We start from the raw sequence: 24,432 nt of genomic DNA, 5'->3' as shown, positions 1-24,432 counted from the left end.
AATATTACAATATATAATCGACAAAATTAAATTAATATTTATAATACACAATTAATTTTCATCTATTTTTCTTTAAAAAAAGATTATAACACCGCTATCCCCTTCTTCAGATAATCCAGACAAATCCAATTATTGTTGATATAGTTTTGAATACTTCTTAGGCTTAAACAATAAATAAAATATACGTTTATACCATTTATGATAATATTTCCTTCTGAACTTTCCAAGTTCATCTTCCAAGGTAAACAGATAATCCAGAGACATTTCGTTTTCAACATAGATCTGTTGATGTTTTTGAAAGATATATAACTGAACCTCCCGAAGTATCCTATGGTTATCTCTATATTTATCTAATGCCGAATCTATAGTAAATCTTTTTCGATAATAATATTGGGGTTCTTCTATTCGATATACCTCGGCATTAAACTGCTTAAATAAATGGATCCAACATTCCCAATCTTCACAGAAAACAATAGACTCATCGAAGCCGCCAATAGCTCGCAACTGCTCTGTACGAACTATAGCAAATACAGGAATACAGTTCGCTTTTAAAAAATTTTTTAAATTAAATTTAGTTAGGGGAAAAAGACCTGATTCTCGGTCGAATAGCTCCATATTACTATAAACGAGGGTTAAACTCGGCTTCTCGTCAAATTTATTTACTCCTAAATCAATATAACTATCCTTTAACTTATCATCACCATCCAAGAAAACAATAAAGCGACCTCTAGCGATCCTTAATCCCAGATTTCTCGCCGCTGATACGCCTTTATGTGTTTGTGAATAGATACTCAATCGAGAATCACCTTTAACAAGCTTTTCTACAATGTACACGGAATTATCTACTGAACCATCATTTACTACGATCACCTCAATATTAGTATATGTTTGAGATAAAGCTGATCCAACAGCTTCCTCAATCGTATTTTCACAATTATAGCAGGGAATTACGATGGTTATTAACGGTTTTACAAATTGATTAATCATATAATAATTGCTAATAAAATCTATTTTATTACTGAAATCTTTTGATCCCTATCTTTTTTAAGAATCTAAAGACACTTGATGATCGAATCTTCTCTAATGTATTTAGTGTATTTGCGTGTGTAAGATAATCCTGATAAAAAAGAGGGAACTCTATTTCTAAAACGGCTTTCCTTTCATTTGCGATCTTTAATTGATTTTCTGCACGGGAGCTAATTCCATTTGTATCAAAATCGGAAATAATTTGTTTGATATGTTTGGTAGAGGCATTTTTTTTCACTATGACGTTAATAAAGAAAGCCCAATCAGCAACTATCTGAAAACGCGTATCATATTTTCCAAAACGCCCAAATAAATCCCTCTTTATAAATGTCGCAGGGTGTGCCAAAGATGCTTTAAATAGAAATGAAAAGGATAATTCCGAGGGATAATGATATATATAAGGGTTTAACTTGTCTGCAAAAAATAAATCCCCATAAATAATATCAAACTGATTTAACAATGGAACTATTTTTTCTAAAGTAGCATTATCATGGAGGCAATCACCACTATTTAAAAATAATAGATACTCACCAGTAGCAAGTCCTATCCCCTTGTTCATCGCGTCATAAATCCCTTCGTCTTCTTCACAAACCCATTTAGAAATAAATTGAGTCTGTTCAATTAGTTCTTTACTTCCGTCAGTGGACCCTCCATCAATCACAATATAATCTATTTCATTAAAAGTCTGATTTTGAATAGACCTGATCGTCTTCAGCAGCCCTGCTTTGTTATTTAAATTGACTGTAATAATCGAAACGCTATACTCCTTCATTTTTTCGTCCTTGTTTATGAAAATTTATTCATTACTTCCACAACCCTATTAACATCCTCTTCTGTATGACCATAAGAAATTGGCAGACTGATTATTGTACGATGGATTTCTTCAGAGATTGGATATCCTCCATCTGATAAAATTCCTTTCATCGCTTTTTGTTGATGTGGAGGAATTGGGTAATGAATTTCCGTTCCGATACCATTATCCAATAGATATTGCTTCATCCGATTGCGTTCGGGATGACGGATCGCAAAAATATGATAAACATCCTCCTGTCCAGGTTGTACAACTGGAAGTATGAAATCAGACTTTAACTCACGTAGATAAACTGCTGCCAACCTCTGTTTATGCGCTGTAATTTTATCTAGGTATTTTAATTTCACAGACAAAAAAGCAGCTTGCAGTTCGTCGAGCCGCGAATTATACCCCACCTCATCAAAGACATATTTAGCAGATGAACCATAATTCCGTAGCGTACGAATTGAATCATTCAGTATATCAGCCTTACATGTAATAGCTCCAGCGTCGCCCAATGCGCCAAGATTTTTGGTAGGATAGAAACTAAATGCACCAAAATCACCAAACGATCCTGCCTTTTGACCATTGTATTCAGCTCCATGAGCTTGTGCACAATCCTCGATGATCTTTAAGTCATATTGAGCGGACAGCTGAAGAATGGGATCCATATCACTCATTTTTCCATAGAGATGGACAACAAGTATGGCCCTCGTTTTTTTTGTAATGCACTCTTCTATCCGTTTTGGATCAATATTGTATGTGTTTATATCCGGTTCAACAAGTACGGGCTTTAAACCAACTTGAACAATAGCCAATATCGAAGCAATATAGGTGTTAGCAGGTACGATGACCTCATCTCCGGGACTAAATCCAAAATAACGCAGAGAAAGGACCAATGCATCCAGTCCGGAGGCTACTCCAACACAATGCTCGACACCACAGAAATCCGCAAATGATTGTTCAAACTGCTGTACCTGTTTTCCCAAAATATACCAACCTCCACGTAATACCTCCTGGAAAACATGCGTGTAATCATCCATAAATTCCTTATTGACCTGCTGTAAGCTCTCGTATGCTATCATGTTTTAAATAGGGTTCATAAATATAATCCGTAGCGTCAAAATATTCAGAAGCAAGCACCATAAGAATAGCATCCTCCGAAAAGTCGAACATCTGATGCCAATCTTTTGGTTCTAAAATCAAGCATTGTTCCGGTGAATTCAATTCAAACATTTGTTCCTTTGCACCATCTTGATTGTAAATTGCACAACGTCCACGCAAACAGATTGCTGCTTGAACAGTTTGATAGTGTCGATGTCCCCCTCTGATAGAATCATCGACTCCATAGATATAGAATATACGCTTGACATCAAAAGGAATAACCTTTTCAATCACTGTCAAATTACCGCGATCATCAGTAAATGTTTTTAAATCAACTTGGTAAGCCATCTCATTTTAAAATAATTGATGTGATAAAACTCTCCTGTTTTTCCCTTAAAAAAGAGGTTAGCAATTTGACGAATGGATGTCCGAATCTTCGGAATTTTGATATTTTCATGTAATACAGCAGTAATCCCCCGTTTCCTCAATCCATTACTTACTTCTACCAAAGCGGACATATAGGGTTTATACATATACAAGAGGCCATTATCATTTAAATCATAGTATGCTGTTGGTAACGGAATGAAACTATTAGCTTCTGCTATCTTGAGCCCATGATAGTGATAAAATATGACTGGAAAACTAAGTCTAGTCCCTATACTTTTTGCCCATATTGAACTATTCCTATCACCAAATTCATATTGTTGAATATTCCATGGAGCAATTCCCGCTCCTCGATGTTCACAAGCATGAACACAGTTAAATCTCGTCATCCAATCATCAAGATATTTCTGATCCCCAAATTTCCCATTTTCCACGCGCGCATAACACCAATCTAAACAAGCATTGCGCCACCATTCAAGTACTTCCATTCCCTCTTTCGTGTTTTTGAAACAAACGAATTGAACACAATAGGTTCCACTTGTTGCTGACTGATCGTATTTTTCAGTATAATGATGTGGTGTAATCAATACAGAATTATCTCCCATCTCTTCAAACAGAACCTGTGGATTTCTAAAAAACAACAAGTCTGCATCTAGATACGTACAAGATTGCAATCCATAGGTATTAATTGCATAACGTATAATGGAAGGTGTACAAGTCCAGCAATATTCCGCTGCTGTACGCGTCGACTTAACAGCAATTAAATCCTTATCCTCAAACTGGATTAATGGAATAATTGTCGCTTTCGGCAAATTGAGATTTTTTAAGATCGAAAAGCACGCATCATCAAATGCGAAAATATAAAGATGAAACTCCTTAACATACTTATCGAGAGAATTATACATTGCTAAACCTCTAGTCAAATATGTTGAGTTAAATAAAGTACAGTAGTTATGCATCATATCATTTTCTTAAAAAAAAATCCGCTATCATATCCGGCCAACTGTCCATCAATTAGCATATTTTGCTCTCCAATAACATAGGATGCAAATTGAGCCTGTAATTCATACTCATTAAAATGGCTCAAGAATTTTGCTTCATTAAAAAACCATGCTGGATAGGATGCATCATAAATAGATGGTGGCACACGTTGCAATGTAAGACGGTCAGGTCCATCACAGACAAATGCCGTACGATCGAAAAGGAGATAGGCTATTCTTAAAGACGCCAAATAACTGAGAAATTCATGAGGTTTTTCCAAATATTGGACAACACTGGATAGAATAATTATATCTGGCAGGCCATCAGCAATACTCTCTTCTATTGTTTTATAAAATTTTAACTGCTTATTTTCAAACTCTTTTTTACCAAGCTCCACATAAGACTCTTGTTCCACAATGTGCCATTCTAATGACTTCAAAGAAGTTAAAAAATCACGCGTTTGATAATAGGTTGTACCCAAAGAGCCTCCAAAATCGATGACCTTCAATTTCAAATCATTTTTTGTTGCTATATAAAGAAGACTTGAAATTAGCGCAAAAGGATATTCTTTTTTCTCAAATAGCACGGAATCTCTCTCATACACAGCATGCCCATCACGAATTTCAAGCATCGATTGATAGGTTCTGTTCAAAATCAAATTCGCGTCATACCCATCTGTTAAGCTTTTTACATCTTCCCAATACATATACCTTCCTGACCAGCCATATCCAGGATCACTCCTTTCATTATTACTTTTTTTTGAAAAGAACTTCTTTATCATTTATCTATTATATTTTTTAGAATCGCAGAACTCATACTTTACTATTTTGTTATAATGAAGAAAGTAATCTCATCATTTTTACAATGAAATATTGCTATCAAGCGTTAATAGTATAGAATCAAAAATTTTAATCATGGACAACAGTAAAAAACTTTATATCATCCGACATGCCAAAGCTGAAACCATTCCCGGAATAAACGATTTTGACCGTGCCCTTACCTCCGATGGAATTCAGCATGCAAAACAGGTTGCTGCCAAACTTGCCACAAAATTGAATCTTGACGAAAACAGTATGGTGATCAGCTCCCCAGCCAACCGCGCACTCCAAACAACACGTATCTTTCTGGATGTGATGGGTTCTTCTTCTTTTGATATTCAGATCGAAGAAACGATCTACGAATGCACATACAAACATCTGCTATCCATTATCAACGCAATTCCTGACCATATCAATCATGTGCTGCTCTTCGGTCATAATCCTACGTTAACTGATCTCGTGGAATACTTAACCCGGAAAGCGGCATATCTACGAACCTCATCATGCGCAGAGATAAAACTCGATACCGGTTTCACTTTTCAGATGCTCAGCGGCAATTGCGCTGATCTTGTGCAAATAATTGATTAAAATTCAATTCAAAGAACCATTTGTATTGAAACATGTCTAGTTGTTCAATCTTTAATAATGACAATAACATTATTAAAAAGTCCTAATAGCATTTTCATTTCTAATCCACAAAATTTAATAGAAACAAATTCACATAAAAAAAGCCATATACGATTCTTACGTATATGGCTCTTCATTTTAAGGATTAAATTAGCTATTTAGCGTTTCTAATATCTTTCATCGGAACTGTTTTCTTGATTCCATCCATTACATAGAAAAATCCAAGGGCATTTCCCGTAACATTCCCTTGTACATTCGCAGGGACTGCTGACAATAGCCCTTTCCATTTTGTTTCTTGGAACAAATTATATAAAAACTTTGCATATCTCGGCGAAATCGCAAATTTAGAAATCACTAAACTGTCTTTCCTTCCCATTTCATAACTATAAGTAGCAGCCAGCAATGTATTTAAAACATTTGGAGCTCCCGACCTAAAACTATAACTATAGGGTGCTTTAAACAATACCATACTTTCATCCGAAAATTCCTTTTGCGGCATGATAAGCCATTTATTGGAATTGCTCATACCAAATAAATATGTATCAACCTTGACATGCCATTTTTTATTAACATCAGATTTTTCTACCGGTATAAAAGACTTTTCTATCGGCACATTGGTGATTAGCTGATCTTGTGATTCATACACCTTTCCATTCAATTCAATTTTTAATTGGAATATATTTCCAACGGTATCTCTTAAATCAAACAATTGACCTTTATACAGACCATTTCCAACATCTTCAAAATCAATTTGATTTGGACCATTTGTCACGATAACCGTAGCAGCTGGAATTCCTTCAAGTTCACTAGTAACGCCAGAAATATGAAGTCGCTTTAATTGAATATATTGCTCTTTATACATGGTATTGATACCACCTTCCACGATCATATCATAAGATTGCCCATCTTCTAGCGCTGATTTTTCACAGGCGTAAAGCATGCTGCAGCAAAACAACAAAACAAGGACTTTCCAATAGACATTTTTATTCATCTGCCCCAACCTAATTTACTAGTTCCAAATTTACATTAACCATACGATTAAAATGAACTTTTAGATACAGGGAACATCATTTATTTTAAAATCTTATTGCATAGTTTACTGACGGAACAATTCCTGAAAATGAAGTTTGTTTAACGATGGGGGTACCATCTCCACTCTCTAAAAAACTGTAATATAATGGATTATGTCGGTCAAAGACATTATATAGACCTATATTTAAAGTATTTAGCCGACCTTTTTCTCGCTGTTTTTTCGTTTCTAAATCGAAAGAACAGCTCATATCGAAGCGACTAAAAATCGGCATACGATGTGAATTTCTATCCGAGTAAATAGGCATAACTATACCCTCATACTCCGTAAACCCCATTGGATAAGTTAATGGCCTTCCTGACTGTAATACATAAAATGTATTCAAATGAATAGTTTTATTGATATCGTAAGACAAACTAACTTTAGCCACATGTGGAATATCATAGTTAGCCACGTATTCATTGCCTTTATTTATTCCTACAATTTTGCGGAAGGACCGAGAATAGCTATATAGAACAGTTCCTTCAAAAGGCCCTACACGTTTATTAAAAGAAAATTCTAAACCATATACTCGACCGTTTCCCTGTTTTATCTGAGTTTCTATAAAAGGATTTAAAATAAGTTGCGCATGATCAATAAGTTCAACTTGATTTTTCATCTTTTTCCAATACCCATCTATCGCAATGTATCCTCCATTAATCATTCTATTTATGCGAAATGAAACTGCGTCTGTATATTGAGGTTTTATATTTTGCCCAGCAGGTATCCAGGCCTCCAACGATGAAAAAGCCAATTCATCGTTCTGTAAAAGCTGTAGATATTGGTATATACGGTTATAAGATATTCTTGCATAATAAGCATCGGCAAATTTATACTGAAAAGAAAAACGAGGTTCGATCCCGTAATAAGTCTTTTTCTTATCCAAATCTCCCGCCAAGACTTTGTATTGATTATTTAATAAATAATATTGTCCAAACGAAGTGCTATAAAAAGCATTTAAACGTGTACCTAAAACGACCCGAAAGGAAGAGTCAATCTTCCAGTTAAAGGATGCATATCCTGCATACTCATATGCTTGTGCCCTGAAAATATTTTCTTCCTTAGCTAGATCAACGGGAGAAATTTCCCCAGGCTTGAACCTATGCAGCGTCCCTTGGACTCCAAAATCAAGCATGCGATCTAATCCTCCAAAATAGGTAAAATCAGTTTTAAGGCTAAAATCTCTAATTTGCGTCAGCCATGTTCGGTTTTCTGACGATTCGGGCTTACTGATATCCAACCTGTTCGAATAATTACTAAAAATCGCGGACAAATTCATAAACAGGCGTGGACTCTGCACATAATTCCATCGTAATGTAGACGCCCAATTTCCCCAATGATTAGTATTTTTATTAGGTGCAACCACTTTATCTTTCCCGACATATCCAGAAACGTAGACCCTATGACGGTCCCCAATTGCGTAATTCAATTTGGCATTATAGTCACTATAATTCCCCTTCACATTGAACAAACGATATTCTTTATTGAATACATTCGATATACTTGATCTTGCCGTCACTAAAAAAGATCCCTTCCCTTTCTTTATAAGTGGACCTTCAGCTCCAATGCGAGCCACTAGTAAGCTTGCGCCGCCGAAGACATGTATTGTGTTTACGTCGCCATCACGTGTGCTCATCTCCATGATGGATGAAATCCGTCCTCCGAAATTCGATGGGATAGCATCCTTATAAATTTGAGTATGTTTTAAGATATCAGGATTAAAGACAGAAGTCAAACCAAATAAATGCGATGGATTGTAAACAACAGCTTCATCCAACAATATAAGATTCTGATCTTTACCACTGCCTCTAACAAACAAGTTACTCCCCCCCTCAGTCAATCCGTTAACACCATTTTGCATCTGTAAAACCTTGATAATATCCGCTTCTCCCTTGTAGAAAGAACTTCTCCGAGCTCTATTCCAGTCTATCTTCCCATTTAGCACCTGTAATTGCTTACTTCGTCCGATAGAGTCTCCATTGATCACAATTTCACTTAGATTCATATCTAGAGGAGAAAGTTTGATTAAAAATGTACCAAACTCCATATCGGGAGAAAATCTCACAATTTTTGTTTTATACCCGACATAGCTTACCACACAGACATTGGTCTCCAGTGGTAGAGTTAATGAATAAAACCCATATTTATTACTAAAACTACTTTTACTTTTCTCAGCAATCAACAAAGTAGCACCGATCAGGTTTTCACCGCTTAGACTATCTACAACACGCCCCTTAATGGTAAAAGTCTTATCCTCTTTGTAGAAGATCAGGGCCCTATTGATAATTGTAAATCCAATATTGGAATCTTTGAGCAAATAATTAAGAACCTCTTCTAAACTCGATTTATTAAATGATCGACTATAGATAATGTTCTTGTTAAAAATCTGCTCATCATAAGACATGGAAATATCGTATGTTTTATGAATTTCGACAAGTATCTGAATGATCTGTTTGTTATGTGTGTCAATTGAAATTTGCGAATCCGTAGGAGAATTCTGCCCCATGCATTTCGAACACATGACTATAACCAACCAGCATAAAAAGAGCAGACGATACAGTATCCTATCTTTCATATCAGCAATGCGAAAAATCTATTCGTAGATATTATATCCTTTTTTATCCGATTTCCATTTCGCATTGAGAGTCTTGGAGAGAATCTGAACAATCTCTTTGAGCGTTTGTCCATCAAAATACATGGTCAGCTTCCGGGCTTTTAAGCTATCCCCAACGACTGTAATATTCGCCCGGAAATGCTTTTCCAGATCCTTGCAGATACTATCCAATCGAATATTCGAATAGTTCAGTTTCTGAGCAACTTCGGTATCATTTTGCTCGGAAAGATCTATTTTGGACAAGGATGCTGTTTGTTTTTTATACAGGCCTTTCTGATTTTTTTGCAAAACAAGTTCTTCCGAATGATCTCCCTTTCCACTGCTCAAGGCAACAATTCCTTCCTTAACAAGTACCTCAACATCTTCTGCCAATAAATTCACTTCAAAGGTAGTTCCGATATCGCGCACATAATTGTTTTCAAGATCTACGACAAAAGAGCTCCCCGCTTTGTGCTTTACATCAAATAGCGCTTTTCCCTTTTTAAGTTTGACAATCCGTTCTTCCGGAAATGTTCGTCTATTGAACACTGCTTCCGCACCTGCATGCAGTACCATGACCGAACTATCAGGAAGTAAAATAGATTGTTGCACTGCTGATCCATACATGCGGATTTCATTGCCCATCCAGCGATCAAAGTTCAGATAGCAGACAAAACCAACTATCAATAATATCGCTGCAGCCACAAATTTCATCCAGGGATGTAATATTGTTCTGATTGGTATAGAGATCTCTTGGTCCTGGACAATGGCTTCTTTACCCAGTTGTAGTTTAAACTTGTCCCATTGACTATTGGTATCTAAATTTTTATAGAGCTCCAATGCAATAAGGTCATCGGATATCGTACTGATTTCATCATATAATCGATGGTTCTCCGTATCTTCAGAAATCCAACGTTCAAGTAACACCCCTTCCCTTTCGGAAATAGTCCCATCCAGCTTTTTCTGAATCAAGTCATAAGGAATAAATCTTGAAGTATTGTTTTCTTCCATATCTATAAGATAATAAACTGAACAAAAAGTCCTAATGAAAAAAATAAAAAGCCGATTAGAAGCAACAGAAATGTTTTTTGCTTGGCCAAAGCCACCCGAATTTTATCGTAAGCAATCGTTAAATGATTTTTTACGGTTTTAATGGAAATTCCCAATTGATCCGCTATTTCCTGTTGTTTCATCTTATCGTACTTACTCATAAGAACGATTTTTCGACACTGCGGCGGCAGCCCTTCCAGTATACTTTCGATCATCAATAATTTGGATTCGTAAAGTGCTGCGCTATCGGTCTGATCTTCCCCGTCTGTCAGATCCAGTTCCTTGCTATAATCAGTATTCCGTTCTAATAAACGTTGATTCTTTTTGAGGTAGGTAAGCGAGAGATTGATAACACTGCGGGATAGGTAGGCTCCAAGTGATTGATTAATAATCAATTTTCCTGCATTTTCCCATAACATCATAAATACATCATTGGTGAGCTCTTCAGCGATCGTTTCATCTCGCACATACCGAAAAGATAAGATATACAATTTACGGAAATAGGCTTTATAGATAGTCTCAAAAGCATCTCTATCTTTCTGAACTATCTTTTTAAGCAGGTCAACGTCATTTGACATAGGACTTCGGTAAAGCTAATAATAAACGTATGTAAAAATAATCAAATTCCATGGAGATTTTATGCATCTAGTTAATTTACAACTCGATGAGTAACCAAAGCCATTTAACGTAAAAACAAACAACAACGCCACATAATTAATCAAATTTTAAATAAATTTTCTATTTTTACGAAAAATCAAAAAACATGTTAAATAGACACCTTTTCATAAGTTTAATTTTATTTATTTTCATCTCGTGTTCCAAAGAAAATTATCCTGAAACACCGGAAATAACAACTCCTGAAGAAAAAGAAGAGGAATCCCTTACAACAAGATTAACCAAAAACATTGATGCATGGACAGACAATCGGGTTATCAATGTATTTGAACAGGGTGAAATCCGTTTATATGATATAGAACAACATAAGGATCATTTCACTTTTTTTCTTTGGGAAAAAGAGGTTGTTGATTCAATTGTCTGGCATATCGATGATATTATGCATTACAGTTCAGGCGTTAATCCTTTTCGTTATATGACCGGTGTCACATTCAACAAACCTGGCGATTACAAATTTGACTTACGGCTTTACAAAGACAGCAAGGTGGTCAAACAAGCTAGCCTCACGATCAGGGCTATTGCTGAAAAAGATTTTTTCAATGTTAATTGGGAAAACCCACCCACAAGAAGCATTGTAGGCCAATCCTTTTCTTACAAAAAAGGTTATCGCATCGATCAAACTTATATAAAAGGGCAATACCCCTATAGTTATGTCAATCTCTATTATGGCGATCAATTTCGAAAACAAACGCCTGAAAAAGAAAAAGAATATTTGATGGAAGTGGCACGCGAATCTTTTGGCAGTCCCACCCTAGCCACAACTAACAATCAACAGGCTGAACTTAACGACAAGTACAACAAGCTCTTCAAAAATAAGCTTAATCACCTGCCCATAGCAATTTGGGAAAGAGGCACATCGTCAATCGCTTTAATTGGGAATCCGAAAGATGCCATTGAGACTTACCAGATCGTTGCAGAACCCAAATATTAAAAAACACATTTAAGCCTCCATCATGGAGGCTTTTTCACTACCTTCGTCTTATGGCGAATCAATTGCAATTTGAACATTCACCGTACCTTAAGCAGCACGCACACAATCCAGTGGATTGGATGCCCTGGGGGCCGGAAGCTTTAAAAAAAGCAAAAGACGAAAATAAACTGATCATTGTAAGCATTGGCTACTCGGCCTGCCATTGGTGCCATGTGATGGAGCGTGAAAGTTTTGAAAACTCAGCCATCGCACAGACCATGAACAAGTTTTTCGTATCGATCAAAATTGACCGCGAGGAACGCCCCGATATTGATCAGGTCTATATGCTCGCTGTACAACTGATGACCAATGCCGGCGGCTGGCCCTTAAATTGTATTTGCCTGCCCGACGGAAGACCAATTTATGGCGGCACCTATTTCAAACCGCACGACTGGCAGAATATCTTATTGCAAATTGCACAAATGTGGGAAGAGAAACCCGAAGTCGCATTTGACTACGCCGAAAAGCTGAACAACGGTATTCAACGGGCAGAGAAATTGCCCATCAACCCCATTCCCGAACAATACACGATCAACGACTTAAATGAAATTGTTGCACCTTGGGCCGAGATGTTCGATAAAAAAGAAGGCGGCTATCAAAGAACACCTAAATTTCCGTTACCAAACAATTGGTTGTTTTTGCTAAAATATGGGGTTCTTGCTGACGATCAGAAACTATTGGATCATATACATTTTACGTTAAAAAAGATCGGATCAGGTGGAATATATGACCAGATTGGTGGTGGCTTTGCGCGCTATGCTGTCGACCATTATTGGCATATTCCCCATTTTGAAAAGATGCTCTATGACAACGGGCAATTACTATCCCTTTATGCGGAAGCTTATCAACAGAGTCGGGATCCATTCTATAAGCGGATTATCGAAGAAACGATTACTTGGGCCAAGCGCGAAATGCTGGCTCCAAACCATGGTTTCTATAGCGCTTTAGATGCTGACAGTGAAGGCATGGAAGGAAAATATTATTCATTCTCCAAAGCTGAATTTGATAGGGTATTGGGCGATGATGCGCCCCTCCTTGGCCAATATTTTAACATCACCGAATTAGGCAACTGGGCGGAAGAGAAAACCAACATCCCTATTTGCGCCATAAATGCAGACCAGCTAGCGGCAGAGGTCAATATGTCAGCTGACGAATGGTCAGATTTTCTAAAAATTTCAAAGAAAAAATTATTCGACTATCGTGAAAAACGGATACGTCCTGGACTCGATCACAAACAGCTCACGACCTGGAATGCCCTCTTTTTAAAAGGGCTCATCGATTCTTATCGAAGCATTGGAAACAGTCATTTTCTTGAACTCGCTTTAAACAATGCCCAGTTTATCTGTACGCATCTTATTCATGATGATGTCCAGTTATTACATCAGCCAAAAGATAACAACAGAGCGATCACAGGATTCCTAGATGACTATGCATTCACTATTGAAGCCTTTATAGCATTGTATGAGGCTACATTCGACCTCAATTGGCTCACCAAAGCAAGACAGCTAGCCGATAAGGCTATAGCATTGTTTTACGATGGATCACAAAAAACATTCTTTTATACTTCGTCGGAGGCAGAGGAACTCATCGCGCGGAAAAGCGAAATTATGGACAACGTTATCCCATCCTCTTCGTCGACTATGGTTCGTCAGCTGAAACGATTAGGATTGCTTTTTGACGACGAAAATTACATCGCCATTACAGACCAATTGCTGGCGAATGTATTCCCCCAAATCAAGACTTATGGATCGGCCTATTCAAATTGGGCAATATTATTGCTAGAAGAAATATATGGAATCAATGAAATTGCATTGACGGGCGATAGAGCAATGGCTTTTAAAAAAGAACTCGACCAATATTATATTCCTAATAAAATTGTGCTCGGTGGTACGGAAGAGAATCTTCCACTCCTGGAGCATAGAGTCGGAAAGGAGACAAAAGCATATCTTTGTAAAAATAAGACCTGCAGTCTACCACAGGATTCAATACAAGCGTTAATAAATTATATTTAATAAACGGTAGCCTCGGCTTCCAAAAATCAAAATCAGATGGCTATAAAAGCAAACGACGTCGTAGCATTGACGTACAGACTTCACACAGTAGAAAACGGTGAAAAAGTTTTCGTTGAAGAAACAACTGCAGAACAACCTTTAGATTTCTTATATGGTGTAGGTATGATGTTACCTAAATTTGAAGAAAACATCGCAGACTTAAACGTTGGTGATAAAATTTCATTTGAATTGGCACCGGATGATGCTTACGGTCAAAAAGACGACAGAGCATTCGCACAATTACCAGTAGACATGTTCAAAGAAACAGGCTTACCTCCAGTAGGTGAAGTATTGCCTTTGCAAGACAACCAAGGAAATCAATTCCGCGCTGTAGTAGCTGAAGTTACTCCAGAAGTTGTTGTTGCTGACTTAAACCACCCAATGGCTGGTAAAACATTAAATTTCGATATCGAAATCTTAACTGTACGTCCTGCTACTGAAGAAGAATTGTCTCATGGACATTCTCATGGTGTAGATGGTACGCAAGGTCACTAATCCTGACCAAGATAAAGTATAAAACAGGGCGCTATTTTGGCGCCCTGTTTTGTTTTTAACTTCTTTAAAAATAGTATCTTGTCTTCAAACACACTAAACATGCTAACATTTGCGGAAAAAGTAGTTTTATTTAACAAACAACTGCATTACCGAGGGAATCTACCTTCGGAGTTCAATGTAATTAATCCCTATCTCGATAACCCCGAGACATTGATGGTGATGGAGCAGTTCTACCACAAATATTATAATGATAATCTAACAAGAAAATTCATTATTGGCATTAATCCGAGCAGACACGGGGCAGGTGTAACGGGCGTTCCTTTTACAGATACCAAAAGATTAGCTAGTGCATGCGGCATACAAATGCATTCTGCACATACCCATGAAATCTCTTCAGTGTTCATGTACGATATGATTGAGGCCTATGGTGGCCCCGATATTTTCTACAAACAATTTTATATCAATTCGCCCTTTCCCCTGGCTATAGTCCGAGAGACGAAACCCAACAATTGGATCAATGCCAACTATTACGACGATAAAAGACTATTCGACATGGTCAGGCCCTTTATGCTAGATTCCTTAAAACAGCACATCTCTATGGGCTTAGCGACGGATGAAGTCTTTGTGCTCGGAAAGAAAAATGCAACCTTTCTCGCTAAGATCAACAATGAAGAAAAGTTGTTTGGAAAGATGACCATTTTAGACCATCCTCGCTATATTCAGCAATATAAATCCAAAGACAAACTGCATTATATCGATAATTATATCAGCTTACTAAGCGGCCTATAAGCTGATTGATTTTACGAAGCATTTAGTATCTTTTTCCGAGTGATATTCGTGTGTATTGTGCGTCTATTTATTGACGATCGTTTTCTTCTGGCTATTATTCGACGCTGCTTCTCCCTTTAATCGGCTCTTATTCTGCTCTTGTTCGCCCCAGCGTCTGAACATGGTCGATATCAGTGCGTCTTCCAAGCACCATGCTTTAGCCTTCCTTCCGTCTCCAACTCGGAGACAACACGGACGCATGTCGTATTCATGCCGCTAGCATGTCGAGCCTGAGACGACGTTGCCCCGAAGCTGTTACGAAACTATGCCGAGGCTTTATGCTATCCAGTCCTTACAACATCTTTAGCCCGTTTTTTTACAAATTTCACAGCGCCCTTTTGCTGCTTATTTCCAAATCTTCAATCGGAGGCGAACAACAATTTTCATTCCCGAAAAAGTAAACAACAATTTGTTTTTCAACTATTTAACCAGCAATTTTACACTATGGGAACATTAAAAAATGGAAATCTAAAAGGCGCCGTTGGAAACGTCGTCATTAGACAATCAAATGAACAAACAATCGTGCAGACGATGCCGAAACCTGTAAAAAAACAGACACAGGCAAAAAAAGCTATTGGATCAGATTTTGGACATATCAGCACCGCCGGTGCCCGAATCAGGGAATTCATGGGGGATATACATTTGGACCTGCACGATAGCAACATGCACAACAGGTTAATTACACAGCTCAAAAGAGTGGTGCGTCCAAATGGGCGCCCCACTGGAAGGAAAACCATTCATGGTGGAAAAATAGATCGTTTGGTAAATTTTCAATTCAACAATAAATGCCACATCCATGATTTTATGCATTTTGATCCAGAACTTAGCTTAGTGGATAAGCAGGTCCACATTCAATTTCCTAAGTTTGACCTTCGCAATGACATACTGTTGCCAAAACATTGTGATGCTCTAGCTATAAACTTTACCGTCGCAGTATTTAACTTCGAGCTACAGCAGCATATCCATTTTTACTCTCATGAGATTCAACTCGACCTTCATCAATCCGAGAAAATGATCGAGCTTGAAGAGCTTATTTTTGATATGGATTTTAAAAATGCCGAGACAATAATTGTGGGAATGAATATAGAATACTATCAATTGTTACGTCAAAAATACCTTTTACTTAATAACAAAGAGTTCCACCCGGCATGTATCGCTGGCGCATTTACTGTTAAATCTTAAAATAAAGATGTCCTAATGCACAATACTCATTAGGACATTGCAAAATAATTATCCGCTACAACTTTGTCGCGCGAAGCATCTCCCGTTTGCCTGGCGCTCCGGGAGCCTTTTCAATTGAAAATCCCAATGCTTTCATGCTGCGTTTGAGATTTCCAGTAATAGCGTAAGTCACAAAGACTCCACCGGGTTTGATAAACTGGGCGATATGCCCCAAAGCTGCATCATTCCACATCTCAGGTTGATGCACCGCAGCAAAGGCATCGAAATAAACAACATCAAATAACCGGTCCGATTGAAAATTCAGTAATAAAGTATGATCAATATAAAGTTTTAACCGTTCATTGAGCTGCACATTCTCCACCAATGCCCTTTCGTAGGTATCAAGATAATCAGTCCATATTTTCGGATCTACCGCCGTCTCATAGCCGGTTGCAGTAACAGTAGATAAAGGCAATGGAAACCCTTCAATTCCGACATATTCGACCCTAAAAGATTTATCCTGAAGAAAGTCGGCAGTTTGCAAAAAATTCAAACCAGTCCCGAACCCAACTTCCAAAATACCGACATCGGTTGCTCCTGTTGTTTGTACATAGTGGTCGAGCCCTGTTTTGACAAACACATGCCTGCTTTCCTGTACCGCACCATGTGTAGAGTGATAACATTCACCTATTTCGGCATTAAACAATGTTTTCGAACCATCTCCTGTCGTTACAAATTCCATTTTACTACAAATCGTTTACGTTTTAATTGATACATCAAATCTGGACAAAAAACAGCTGCCCAAGTAAATGAAGTACTTCTTGCCCATGACGCTGACAACCGCCAATGTCCAAAGATATAAAAGCCAATACGAGTATCAAAAACCTTCATCACTTTGCGCTTACCATCAGCCATAAAAGCAAAAGAAGATTTTTTCTGGCCAATCCTTGAACATAACGATCCGACTGATATCTCGGTAAAAAACACAAATCAATAAAACAGAAACTCTCGGAAAGAAAGCGGATTTTTTCAATAAAAAAACAAAAAATGAACAAACATGCATTAATTCGACTGATACCAATAAACCTATTCAAGAAAAACACTATTTTAGCAATCTAAATACTAAATATTCACAAAACCTAATGAAATATCCAGGCCTAAAAAGAGCAGACAATGCCTTAGAACTGCTTAATCCGAAGGTAATCGTGATGCAAATTCAGTGCAGGCTGTTCACTTGTCATGAACCCTTGCCGTATAACTAATCAGCTACCTATGAAATACGCTATAAAAACTTTTGTACAGAACTATGGCAGCATCCTGCTCCTCCTTCTCGGAATCAGTATCGGAAGTTTGATCGGCATCTTTTTTCCCCATAGTGTCAACAATCTTAAACCGATTGGCGATATTTTCCTAAACCTACTCTTTGTCAGCGTCATACCCTTGGTCTTTTTTGCAATATCCTCCTCCGTTGCCAATATCGATGGCGATAGTGTATTGGGAAAAATCATCGGCATGATGTCATTTGTATTTGTATTAGGAATTGTTGTCGCCGGGGTATCAAGCATACTCTTCCTTTATCTATTTCCCGTAGATGCTCCGTTAGCTGTTGAACAGACAAGCAATGTGATAGACACTGCTATTCATGATTCCTGGGGTGAAAAAATGGTTCGGTTTCTGACTGTAAGCGAATTTTCAAGCTTATTATCACGCCAGAATATGCTGGCATTTGTTATCTTCTCATTCCTTGTCGGAATTGCAACACGCAAATCCGGAACAACGGCCGAGGTTTTCCGCAATTTTATTAATTCGGGCAATGTGGTGATGGGCAACCTACTTGTGATGGTCATGGCACTAGCCCCTATTGGTTTGGGTGCATATTTTGCGTACCAAGTCGGAACCCTAGGCCCGCAGTTATTTGGCTTCTATGCCAAGCCAATAGGCCTATATTATCTCTTTGGAATTCTATATTTTTTCACCGCATTCAGTTTATTTGCTTTTTTAGCATTCGGTCTAAAGGGTATTAAAAGATATTGGGAAAATAACATTTTGCCTTCCTTAACGGCTTTGAGCAGCTGCAGCAGCCTAGCGACCATGCCGGCCAACTTACTTGCAGCCAAGCGAATCGGGATCCCGGATAGCGTAGCAAGCGTCGTCATCCCCTTAGGTACAACCTTGCACAAGCATGGATCGGCAATTGCTTGTATCTTTAAAATCTATATCGCACTTTTATTAAGTGGAAAGGAATTTTTTGATCCGTCCAATCTGATCATGGCTGTAGGAATTACCTTATTAGTCAGTATCGTGGCAGGCGGTATCCCTAATGGTGGTTATATCGGAGAAATGTTAATCATATCGGTTTATCAGATGCCAACAGAAGTAATTCCTTCCATCATGATTATAGCAACCCTGGTCGATCCCCTCGCGACAATGCTCAACGCCACCGGAGACACCGTAGCCGCTATGCTCACCACCAGATTGATCGGACAGAAACTGACCGATCCGACTCTCGAAAATCCAGATTAAACAAAACATTACATGACAAGTATTCCACAGGACAGCGGATCAACGAAGCCATTATCTATGCCTAGCAGATCAATATAGGTCACACCTATTGCTGGCGGATCAAAAACGGTAGGCAAAAAACAGCTCGCCATATTGATGCCGGTGAAACACCGATTTGAGCTCTTTCGAGTTGAAAATATAATTGATCCCATAATTGACCTTTTGGTTAGACCAGTTAAAACCGATACGGTGACTGAGCATCCAAGGTTGAATCTTGTATAACTTGCCAATAGGATCATCTTTGCCCCTTCCCCCCTCTACAGTTGCACTGTAAAAAATGCGGGCTATGCTCGGTTGATAAACAAAATACCATTCTTTGTCAGCATCTTCTCTCGCCTGTGTCAAATGACCATGTGTAAAGGTCGAGGCATGATAAGGTTTCAGCTTCCCCACACGAAAAGGAGCCGCCATCGTTATATTGGTATTATTCAAACCAATAGTCCCCCCACCAATAATTCCCACATCGAATTGTTGGTTTTGACTGCGATATAGCCCTTTTTTATAGGTTGCACTTAAATCAATACCAAAGGAATTTCCAAGCTGCGTATCCCAACCCGTCGCTTCATACATACCAAATAGATGATGTATAAATTTTTGTGCTTCTTCACCGTAGGACTTGGGACCGATCTGCGCCAATTCGGTTTTGAGTTCAAGAACCTGATCGTGCGGCAAGAATCGGGTTCCCGCTGCACTAAAATAGAGGTAGCCCGCAAATGGCCTATCGTATTTCTTTTCCTGCCGTCTATAATCAATGATACTGATACCATTGTAAATGCGTTGGCCCAGTTCAAAATCCAGCACGGTATTTGAAGACTGTCTATCCACTTTCCCCGGCAATGCAATCCTGTAATTGATATTGATGCCATTGGTATAATAGCGGTCTTGCCCCGTCAATAGATAAACATCATTGTCATTCTGGATGGAAATTTCCTGGTTACGGAATTTTACCTGCCCAAACACAAAAAAACAAGGAAATATAAGAGCCCAAAGGAGCCCTAAAAATCGCAAAGCAACACTCATATTAACAGGCAATTGTAAAATTCATGCGATATCTTTAAAACCAAAACAGCAAATTTCACTTCAAATTATTCAAAAGCATTCGAATCTAGCTTATTTTTCAAATCTTTTTAAACTATTTAGAATAGATATAAATAATATGGAAAACTTGCATTATTCCTTTCTTAGCGAATCTATTTGTAATTTTGCATTCGATTAGGTGTCAAATGTAAACAATTTGAAATTTCCAGGGGCATGACCTTGTCAGCTTTGGGTAATAATCGAGCTAAAAAAATGGCAACACTTACATATCGAAGTAGCCGGTAACAGGAATTCCATTTGAGTTGCTCCGTAGGGAATAAAAACATACATGAAATTGCCATAGGTTAAATCCGCTGTCAAAGCTTCTAATATTTGACTCATGCTAAATCATTAGGGATAAAAAACAAATCGAGCGAACCAATCTCATTGATAACGAAGAGATTTAACGCTTTTAATAATTTAAATACAAGATGAAAAAAAGTTCCATTATTCTAATCGCTATCATTGCTGTCGCAATTGCCATGATACTTGTGATCTACACAGATTCAAGTACCTATTCGACATTTACCGAAGCTAAAGAAAAGAAAACCGAACTATATGTGGTAGGTCAATTGAATAAAGACAAAGCGCTTCATTATGATCCCAAAACTGACGCTAACAAATTTTCTTTTTTCATGCGTGACAACGATGGTACAGAATGTGAAGTGATTTTTAGAGGTGCCAAACCTCAAGATATTGAGCGTTCAGAGCAGATTGTATTGACCGGAAAAATGGACGGGAATGTGTTTAGGGCAAGTAAGATATTGATGAAATGTCCGTCTAAATATAACGATAAATCGGTCGTCACCGAGATCAATGCTACTGCTTTCAATAATTAATTCGTAAAATCAATTTTCAATGGACGTTAATTACGTTGGTGAGCACCTGCTTCCAGGGCAGATCGGACAATTTTTTATTGTACTTTCTTTTGGTGCTGCACTTCTATCCTGCATCAGTTACTTTTTTGCAACAAAAAACCCTGAAGAGAATTCATGGAAAAAAATTGCCCGCATTTCTTTCTGGATCAATGCGGTATCCGTTGTGGCGATTGGTGCAACGTTATTTTATATTATATACAATCATCTCTTTGAATATAACTATGCTTGGGCCCACTCTTCCAAGACGCTACCTACCTACTATATAATTTCCAGTTTTTGGGAAGGTCAAGAGGGTAGTTTTTGGCTATGGATGTTCTGGCAAACGGTATTAGGCTCGGTTTTGCTATTTAAAGCAAAGAGCTGGGAATCTTCAGTCATGACTTTCGTCATGTTGTGCCAGGCATTTTTAGCGTCCATGATTATCGGCGTGGAAATCTTCGGGCTTCGTATCGGTAGTTCTCCTTTTATCCTCTTGCGTGAAGCAATGGATATTCCAATCTTTAGAGAAGCCAATTACCTCTCACTTATTACCGACGGAAATGGTCTGAACCCTTTGCTTCAGAACTATTGGATGGTGATTCACCCACCGACATTATTCTTGGGTTTTGCTTCCATGATTGTTCCTTTTGCTTATGCAACAGGTGCTCTTTGGACCAAACGTTACAAAGAATGGATTAATGCTGCACTTCCATGGGCTTTATTTGCAGTCATGATTTTAGGAGCTGGTATTATCATGGGCTCCTTCTGGGCCTACGAGGCACTTAATTTTGGTGGCTTCTGGGCATGGGATCCTGTAGAAAATGCATCGATTATCCCTTGGTTTACCTTGATCGCTGCAGTACACGTGATGATCGCTTACAAGAATTCAGGCCATTCCTATTTCACGGCTACATTTTTGGCGATGATCAGCTTTGTACTTGTGATCTACGCATCTTACCTGACACGCAGTGGCGTACTTGGAGAGACTTCGGTACACTCCTTTACCGATCTGGGCATGAGCGGACAATTGATCTTATTCAATGTTGTCTTTTTGGTGATCATGGTGGTCTTTCTTACCGTCAAAAAGAAAGAGATGCCCATCACAGAAAAGGATGAGGATATCTATTCCAGAGAATTCTGGATGTTTATTGGCGCATTGGTATTGACTGTAGCCTGTGCACAGATCATTGCTTCAACGTCCATTCCCGTGTTCAACAAGATCTTTGGTACCAAGGTAGCTCCACCTTTGGATCCGATCCAACATTATAACAAATGGCAATCGGGTTTTGCCGTCATCGTGATGATCTTAACCGGATTCACACAATTCTTAAAATACAAACGTACCGATAGCCGCAAGTTTTTGGCTTCTACAGTCGCATCATTGGTTGTGTCTCTAATCCTAACGGCTGCTGTCATCTATTTTACGAAGACCTACACCAACCTGATCTATATCTTGATCACCTTCGCTAGTATTTTCTGTATCCTGGCGAATATCCGCGTATTGGGTGACGCTGTAAAAGGCAAATGGAAATTGGCCGGCTCCTCGGTAGCGCATATCGGCTTTGGACTATTGCTGATCGGTGCGATGGTGGCTGCGGCAACCAACGAAGTGATTTCCGTCAACAATACAGGCTATATCGCTGTATCTGGATTTGACAAAGTAGAGAAACCGGGCGACAACTTATTCTTGACCGAAGGTGAACCAGTGCAAATGGGGGAATATAAAATTACCTATATCGGTGATAGCATTGTTGCTCCAAATACATTTTATAAAATAAAATATGAGCGGATCGACGAAGAAACAGGCAAAGTGAAGGAGCATTTTGTGCTACAACCTTTTGCACAAAACAACGCGAAAATGGGCGGTTTGATTGGTACGCCAGCCACCAAACATTATATCACGCATGATGTATATACACTGATTACCGCAGCAGCAGCGGAAAGTCAAGCGACACATGCTAAAGTTCCAGCCGAAGAAAAAACTGGTTTCGAAGACTACGAGGAGCCAGCAACCTATCAGGTGAATATCGGTGATACCTTACGTTACCGCAACGGGTATTATGTCATTGAAGGCTTCAACAAAGAGGCTCACCTGGAGAAAATTCCAAAGGGACCTAATGATGTGATGGTGGGATTGAAAATAAAAGTATTTTCGGCCGACAACAAGCAATATGAAGTCCAACCTATTTACTTGATTAAAGAGGGTGGTGTATACGACTTCAATAAGGACGTCAGCGAGCAGGGGCTTAAATTCAGATTTACGGGAATTAAACCTGATAAAGATAAACTGGAAATTATGGTCTATCAAAAGCCTCTTCCAGAAAAGAAATGGGTTGTATTTAAAGCCATTAAATTCCCGTATATCAACTTCTTCTGGTGCGGAACCATTGTGATGACCATCGGTTTTATCATGTCCATCGTGAGGAGAAACAAAGAGGAGAAACGAAAAGCACTTAAATAATGAACATTGTGATCTTAGGAAGCGGTAATGCCGCTACGCATTTTGGACAACAGTTTCAAAAAATAGGACAACATATCGTTCAGATCTACAGTAAAACAAAGGCCAATGCAGATGCATTGGCCTTTGCACTTCATTGCCCTGCAATTGATCAGCTGTCTGAACTCGACCTCCATGCCGACCTTTACCTTGTTGCAGTTTCGGATCAGGCCATCTTACCTGTGATAGAAGCGCTACCGAAAGATTTAACCGGTATCGTTGTACATTGCTCGGGTGCGACCGACCTGTCTGTACTGACTGAATTTAAAAATGCGGGAGTGATTTATCCACCACAGTCCCTGTCAAAAAACAAAACACTCGATTTCTCGGCTATCCCATTTTGTGTTGAAGGTAATACAGATCAAAATAGTGCCATGCTACTTCGGTTTGCACAGACATTTGCACCGCAGAGCATCTATTGCAATTCCCAGCAGCGACTCGCCATTCACCTCGCTTCGGTCATGGTCAATAATTTCTCGAACATCCTCTACCAGATGGCTTATGAGCTGTTGGAAGAAAACAGCTTATCCTTCGATCTGATCAAACCAATCATCTTGGAAACGGCAGAAAAAGTACAAAATCATATTCCAATAACAGTTCAGACAGGACCCGCGATACGACGAGACGTAGCGACAATGCAAAAACATTTGCAATTTATTAGCAATAAACCAGATTTACAGCAAATCTATCAACTTTTGTCGCAGGAGATTACTAAAAGAAAATAGTTTGTTAGAAACGGTTATAAACTTATCAAAACTTACCTCCAAGGGCTAAATATATCCATTTACTTATGGAACTTTAGTACATTTGCTTCGTC

General features: G+C 38.4%; 23 protein-coding genes. 10 read left to right on the top strand and 13 right to left on the bottom strand.

From position 1 onward, the window contains the following. Nucleotides 1-129 precede the first annotated feature (129 nt). The 6 genes from B3C94_RS08680 to B3C94_RS08655 are packed head-to-tail and all read right to left on the bottom strand — an operon-like array spanning nucleotide 130 to nucleotide 5,066. Nucleotides 130-987, bottom strand: a complete 858-nt coding sequence (locus B3C94_RS08680) for a glycosyltransferase family 2 protein (protein ID WP_293902078.1) — start codon at nucleotides 985-987, stop codon at nucleotides 130-132. A gap of 28 nt (nucleotides 988-1,015) precedes the next feature. Beyond that, the gene (locus tag B3C94_RS08675) at nucleotides 1,016-1,798 is read right to left on the bottom strand and encodes a glycosyltransferase family 2 protein (protein WP_293902075.1); all 783 of its coding nucleotides are present in this window, start codon (nucleotides 1,796-1,798) and stop codon (nucleotides 1,016-1,018) included. A gap of 14 nt (nucleotides 1,799-1,812) precedes the next feature. Continuing rightward, nucleotides 1,813-2,901: a DegT/DnrJ/EryC1/StrS family aminotransferase gene (locus B3C94_RS08670; protein ID WP_293902072.1), complete on the bottom strand. Its 1,089-nt coding sequence runs from the start codon at nucleotides 2,899-2,901 to the stop codon at nucleotides 1,813-1,815. Next, a complete protein-coding gene (locus B3C94_RS08665) occupies nucleotides 2,867-3,268 on the bottom strand; it encodes a sugar 3,4-ketoisomerase (RefSeq protein WP_293902069.1) in 402 nt (133 codons plus the stop codon). Before B3C94_RS08665 ends, B3C94_RS08670 begins: the two co-directional genes overlap by 35 nt. Further along, nucleotides 3,247-4,209: a glycosyl transferase gene (locus B3C94_RS08660; protein WP_293902066.1), complete on the bottom strand. Its 963-nt coding sequence runs from the start codon at nucleotides 4,207-4,209 to the stop codon at nucleotides 3,247-3,249. Before B3C94_RS08660 ends, B3C94_RS08665 begins: the two co-directional genes overlap by 22 nt. A 53-nt stretch (nucleotides 4,210-4,262) precedes the next feature. Continuing rightward, nucleotides 4,263-5,066, bottom strand: a complete 804-nt coding sequence (locus B3C94_RS08655) for a methyltransferase, TIGR04325 family (RefSeq protein ID WP_293902063.1) — start codon at nucleotides 5,064-5,066, stop codon at nucleotides 4,263-4,265. A 133-nt stretch (nucleotides 5,067-5,199) separates the two neighbouring features. Between B3C94_RS08655 and B3C94_RS08650 the strand changes: the two genes are divergently transcribed. Next, on the top strand, nucleotides 5,200-5,691 hold the full coding sequence (locus tag B3C94_RS08650; RefSeq protein WP_293902060.1) for a SixA phosphatase family protein: 492 nt from the start codon (nucleotides 5,200-5,202) through the stop codon (nucleotides 5,689-5,691). Nucleotides 5,692-5,884: 193 nt separating this feature from the next. On the opposite strand, the gene B3C94_RS08645 is transcribed toward B3C94_RS08650, so the two are convergent. From B3C94_RS08645 to B3C94_RS08630, 4 genes are all read right to left on the bottom strand, one after another. Next, complete coding sequence (locus B3C94_RS08645) at nucleotides 5,885-6,721, bottom strand: hypothetical protein (RefSeq protein ID WP_293902057.1); 837 nt, start codon at nucleotides 6,719-6,721, stop codon at nucleotides 5,885-5,887. A gap of 85 nt (nucleotides 6,722-6,806) precedes the next feature. Beyond that, on the bottom strand, nucleotides 6,807-9,305 hold the full coding sequence (locus B3C94_RS08640; protein ID WP_293902054.1) for a TonB-dependent receptor: 2,499 nt from the start codon (nucleotides 9,303-9,305) through the stop codon (nucleotides 6,807-6,809). Between the two features lie 87 nt (nucleotides 9,306-9,392). Next, complete coding sequence (locus tag B3C94_RS08635; protein WP_293902051.1) at nucleotides 9,393-10,403, bottom strand: FecR family protein; 1,011 nt, start codon at nucleotides 10,401-10,403, stop codon at nucleotides 9,393-9,395. A 2-nt stretch (nucleotides 10,404-10,405) separates the two neighbouring features. After that, nucleotides 10,406-11,020 carry an RNA polymerase sigma factor gene (locus B3C94_RS08630; protein WP_293902048.1) on the bottom strand — a complete coding sequence of 205 codons (615 nt, stop codon included), beginning with the start codon at nucleotides 11,018-11,020 and terminating at the stop codon, nucleotides 10,406-10,408. Between the two features lie 185 nt (nucleotides 11,021-11,205). Between B3C94_RS08630 and B3C94_RS08625 the strand changes: the two genes are divergently transcribed. The 4 genes from B3C94_RS08625 (at nucleotide 11,206) to B3C94_RS08610 (ending at nucleotide 15,422) form a co-directional block, all read left to right on the top strand. Next, nucleotides 11,206-12,048, top strand: a complete 843-nt coding sequence (locus B3C94_RS08625) for a hypothetical protein (RefSeq protein ID WP_293902045.1) — start codon at nucleotides 11,206-11,208, stop codon at nucleotides 12,046-12,048. A gap of 50 nt (nucleotides 12,049-12,098) precedes the next feature. Further along, nucleotides 12,099-14,099, top strand: a complete 2,001-nt coding sequence (locus tag B3C94_RS08620) for a thioredoxin domain-containing protein (RefSeq protein ID WP_293902042.1) — start codon at nucleotides 12,099-12,101, stop codon at nucleotides 14,097-14,099. A 36-nt stretch (nucleotides 14,100-14,135) separates the two neighbouring features. Further along, a complete protein-coding gene (locus tag B3C94_RS08615) occupies nucleotides 14,136-14,633 on the top strand; it encodes an FKBP-type peptidyl-prolyl cis-trans isomerase (RefSeq protein WP_046672788.1) in 498 nt (165 codons plus the stop codon). Nucleotides 14,634-14,732: 99 nt separating this feature from the next. Then, complete coding sequence (locus B3C94_RS08610) at nucleotides 14,733-15,422, top strand: SMUG2 DNA glycosylase family protein (RefSeq protein WP_293902037.1); 690 nt, start codon at nucleotides 14,733-14,735, stop codon at nucleotides 15,420-15,422. A 63-nt stretch (nucleotides 15,423-15,485) separates the two neighbouring features. On the opposite strand, the gene B3C94_RS08605 is transcribed toward B3C94_RS08610, so the two are convergent. Then, complete coding sequence (locus tag B3C94_RS08605) at nucleotides 15,486-15,608, bottom strand: hypothetical protein (RefSeq protein ID WP_293902034.1); 123 nt, start codon at nucleotides 15,606-15,608, stop codon at nucleotides 15,486-15,488. 297 nt (nucleotides 15,609-15,905) lie between these two features. On the opposite strand from B3C94_RS08605, the gene B3C94_RS08600 reads away from it, so the two are divergent. After that, on the top strand, nucleotides 15,906-16,643 hold the full coding sequence (locus B3C94_RS08600; RefSeq protein ID WP_293902031.1) for a hypothetical protein: 738 nt from the start codon (nucleotides 15,906-15,908) through the stop codon (nucleotides 16,641-16,643). Nucleotides 16,644-16,698: 55 nt separating this feature from the next. Here the strand turns inward: B3C94_RS08600 and mnmD are convergent, their stop codons facing one another. Next, the gene (gene mnmD / locus B3C94_RS08595) at nucleotides 16,699-17,364 is read right to left on the bottom strand and encodes a tRNA (5-methylaminomethyl-2-thiouridine)(34)-methyltransferase MnmD (RefSeq protein ID WP_293902028.1); all 666 of its coding nucleotides are present in this window, start codon (nucleotides 17,362-17,364) and stop codon (nucleotides 16,699-16,701) included. A 530-nt stretch (nucleotides 17,365-17,894) separates the two neighbouring features. Here mnmD and B3C94_RS08590 point away from each other — a divergent pair. Continuing rightward, nucleotides 17,895-19,145 (top strand): dicarboxylate/amino acid:cation symporter, encoded by a 1,251-nt coding sequence (locus tag B3C94_RS08590; protein WP_293902025.1) that lies wholly within the window; start codon nucleotides 17,895-17,897, stop codon nucleotides 19,143-19,145. Nucleotides 19,146-19,244: 99 nt separating this feature from the next. Here the strand turns inward: B3C94_RS08590 and B3C94_RS08585 are convergent, their stop codons facing one another. Beyond that, nucleotides 19,245-20,204 (bottom strand): lipid A-modifier LpxR family protein, encoded by a 960-nt coding sequence (locus B3C94_RS08585; protein ID WP_293902022.1) that lies wholly within the window; start codon nucleotides 20,202-20,204, stop codon nucleotides 19,245-19,247. 488 nt (nucleotides 20,205-20,692) lie between these two features. On the opposite strand from B3C94_RS08585, the gene B3C94_RS08580 reads away from it, so the two are divergent. Genes B3C94_RS08580 through B3C94_RS08570 form a run of 3 tightly spaced genes read left to right on the top strand, consistent with a single transcriptional unit; the run spans nucleotide 20,693 to nucleotide 24,340 of the window. Further along, nucleotides 20,693-21,100: a cytochrome c maturation protein CcmE gene (locus B3C94_RS08580; RefSeq protein ID WP_046672794.1), complete on the top strand. Its 408-nt coding sequence runs from the start codon at nucleotides 20,693-20,695 to the stop codon at nucleotides 21,098-21,100. A 19-nt stretch (nucleotides 21,101-21,119) separates the two neighbouring features. Then, nucleotides 21,120-23,579, top strand: a complete 2,460-nt coding sequence (locus B3C94_RS08575; RefSeq protein ID WP_293902016.1) for a heme lyase CcmF/NrfE family subunit — start codon at nucleotides 21,120-21,122, stop codon at nucleotides 23,577-23,579. Next, nucleotides 23,579-24,340 carry a Rossmann-like and DUF2520 domain-containing protein gene (locus B3C94_RS08570; protein ID WP_293902013.1) on the top strand — a complete coding sequence of 254 codons (762 nt, stop codon included), beginning with the start codon at nucleotides 23,579-23,581 and terminating at the stop codon, nucleotides 24,338-24,340. Before B3C94_RS08575 ends, B3C94_RS08570 begins: the two co-directional genes overlap by 1 nt. The last annotated feature ends 92 nt before the right edge of the window (nucleotides 24,341-24,432 follow it).

It is taken from the genome of Sphingobacterium sp. UBA5670, assembly GCF_002420705.1.
GTDB lineage: Bacteria > Bacteroidota > Bacteroidia > Sphingobacteriales > Sphingobacteriaceae > Sphingobacterium.
This window is presented reverse-complemented; position numbering and strand designations above follow the sequence as displayed.

What these genes read in the sequence shown, in the direction of transcription:
- B3C94_RS08680 (WP_293902078.1), bottom strand. Translation starts at nt 987, where the DNA reads ATGATTAATCAATTTGTAAAACCGTTAATAACCATCGTAATTCCCTGC.
- B3C94_RS08675 (WP_293902075.1), bottom strand. Translation starts at nt 1,798, where the DNA reads ATGAAGGAGTATAGCGTTTCGATTATTACAGTCAATTTAAATAACAAA.
- B3C94_RS08670 (WP_293902072.1), bottom strand. Translation starts at nt 2,901, where the DNA reads ATGATAGCATACGAGAGCTTACAGCAGGTCAATAAGGAATTTATGGAT.
- B3C94_RS08665 (WP_293902069.1), bottom strand. Translation starts at nt 3,268, where the DNA reads ATGGCTTACCAAGTTGATTTAAAAACATTTACTGATGATCGCGGTAAT.
- B3C94_RS08660 (WP_293902066.1), bottom strand. Translation starts at nt 4,209, where the DNA reads ATGTATAATTCTCTCGATAAGTATGTTAAGGAGTTTCATCTTTATATT.
- B3C94_RS08655 (WP_293902063.1), bottom strand. Translation starts at nt 5,066, where the DNA reads ATGATAAAGAAGTTCTTTTCAAAAAAAAGTAATAATGAAAGGAGTGAT.
- B3C94_RS08650 (WP_293902060.1), top strand. Translation starts at nt 5,200, where the DNA reads ATGGACAACAGTAAAAAACTTTATATCATCCGACATGCCAAAGCTGAA.
- B3C94_RS08645 (WP_293902057.1), bottom strand. Translation starts at nt 6,721, where the DNA reads ATGAATAAAAATGTCTATTGGAAAGTCCTTGTTTTGTTGTTTTGCTGC.
- B3C94_RS08640 (WP_293902054.1), bottom strand. Translation starts at nt 9,305, where the DNA reads ATGGGGCAGAATTCTCCTACGGATTCGCAAATTTCAATTGACACACAT.
- B3C94_RS08635 (WP_293902051.1), bottom strand. Translation starts at nt 10,403, where the DNA reads ATGGAAGAAAACAATACTTCAAGATTTATTCCTTATGACTTGATTCAG.
- B3C94_RS08630 (WP_293902048.1), bottom strand. Translation starts at nt 11,020, where the DNA reads ATGTCAAATGACGTTGACCTGCTTAAAAAGATAGTTCAGAAAGATAGA.
- B3C94_RS08625 (WP_293902045.1), top strand. Translation starts at nt 11,206, where the DNA reads ATGTTAAATAGACACCTTTTCATAAGTTTAATTTTATTTATTTTCATC.
- B3C94_RS08620 (WP_293902042.1), top strand. Translation starts at nt 12,099, where the DNA reads ATGGCGAATCAATTGCAATTTGAACATTCACCGTACCTTAAGCAGCAC.
- B3C94_RS08615 (WP_046672788.1), top strand. Translation starts at nt 14,136, where the DNA reads ATGGCTATAAAAGCAAACGACGTCGTAGCATTGACGTACAGACTTCAC.
- B3C94_RS08610 (WP_293902037.1), top strand. Translation starts at nt 14,733, where the DNA reads ATGCTAACATTTGCGGAAAAAGTAGTTTTATTTAACAAACAACTGCAT.
- B3C94_RS08600 (WP_293902031.1), top strand. Translation starts at nt 15,906, where the DNA reads ATGGGAACATTAAAAAATGGAAATCTAAAAGGCGCCGTTGGAAACGTC.
- mnmD (WP_293902028.1), bottom strand. Translation starts at nt 17,364, where the DNA reads ATGGAATTTGTAACGACAGGAGATGGTTCGAAAACATTGTTTAATGCC.
- B3C94_RS08590 (WP_293902025.1), top strand. Translation starts at nt 17,895, where the DNA reads ATGAAATACGCTATAAAAACTTTTGTACAGAACTATGGCAGCATCCTG.
- B3C94_RS08585 (WP_293902022.1), bottom strand. Translation starts at nt 20,204, where the DNA reads ATGAGTGTTGCTTTGCGATTTTTAGGGCTCCTTTGGGCTCTTATATTT.
- B3C94_RS08580 (WP_046672794.1), top strand. Translation starts at nt 20,693, where the DNA reads ATGAAAAAAAGTTCCATTATTCTAATCGCTATCATTGCTGTCGCAATT.
- B3C94_RS08575 (WP_293902016.1), top strand. Translation starts at nt 21,120, where the DNA reads ATGGACGTTAATTACGTTGGTGAGCACCTGCTTCCAGGGCAGATCGGA.
- B3C94_RS08570 (WP_293902013.1), top strand. Translation starts at nt 23,579, where the DNA reads ATGAACATTGTGATCTTAGGAAGCGGTAATGCCGCTACGCATTTTGGA.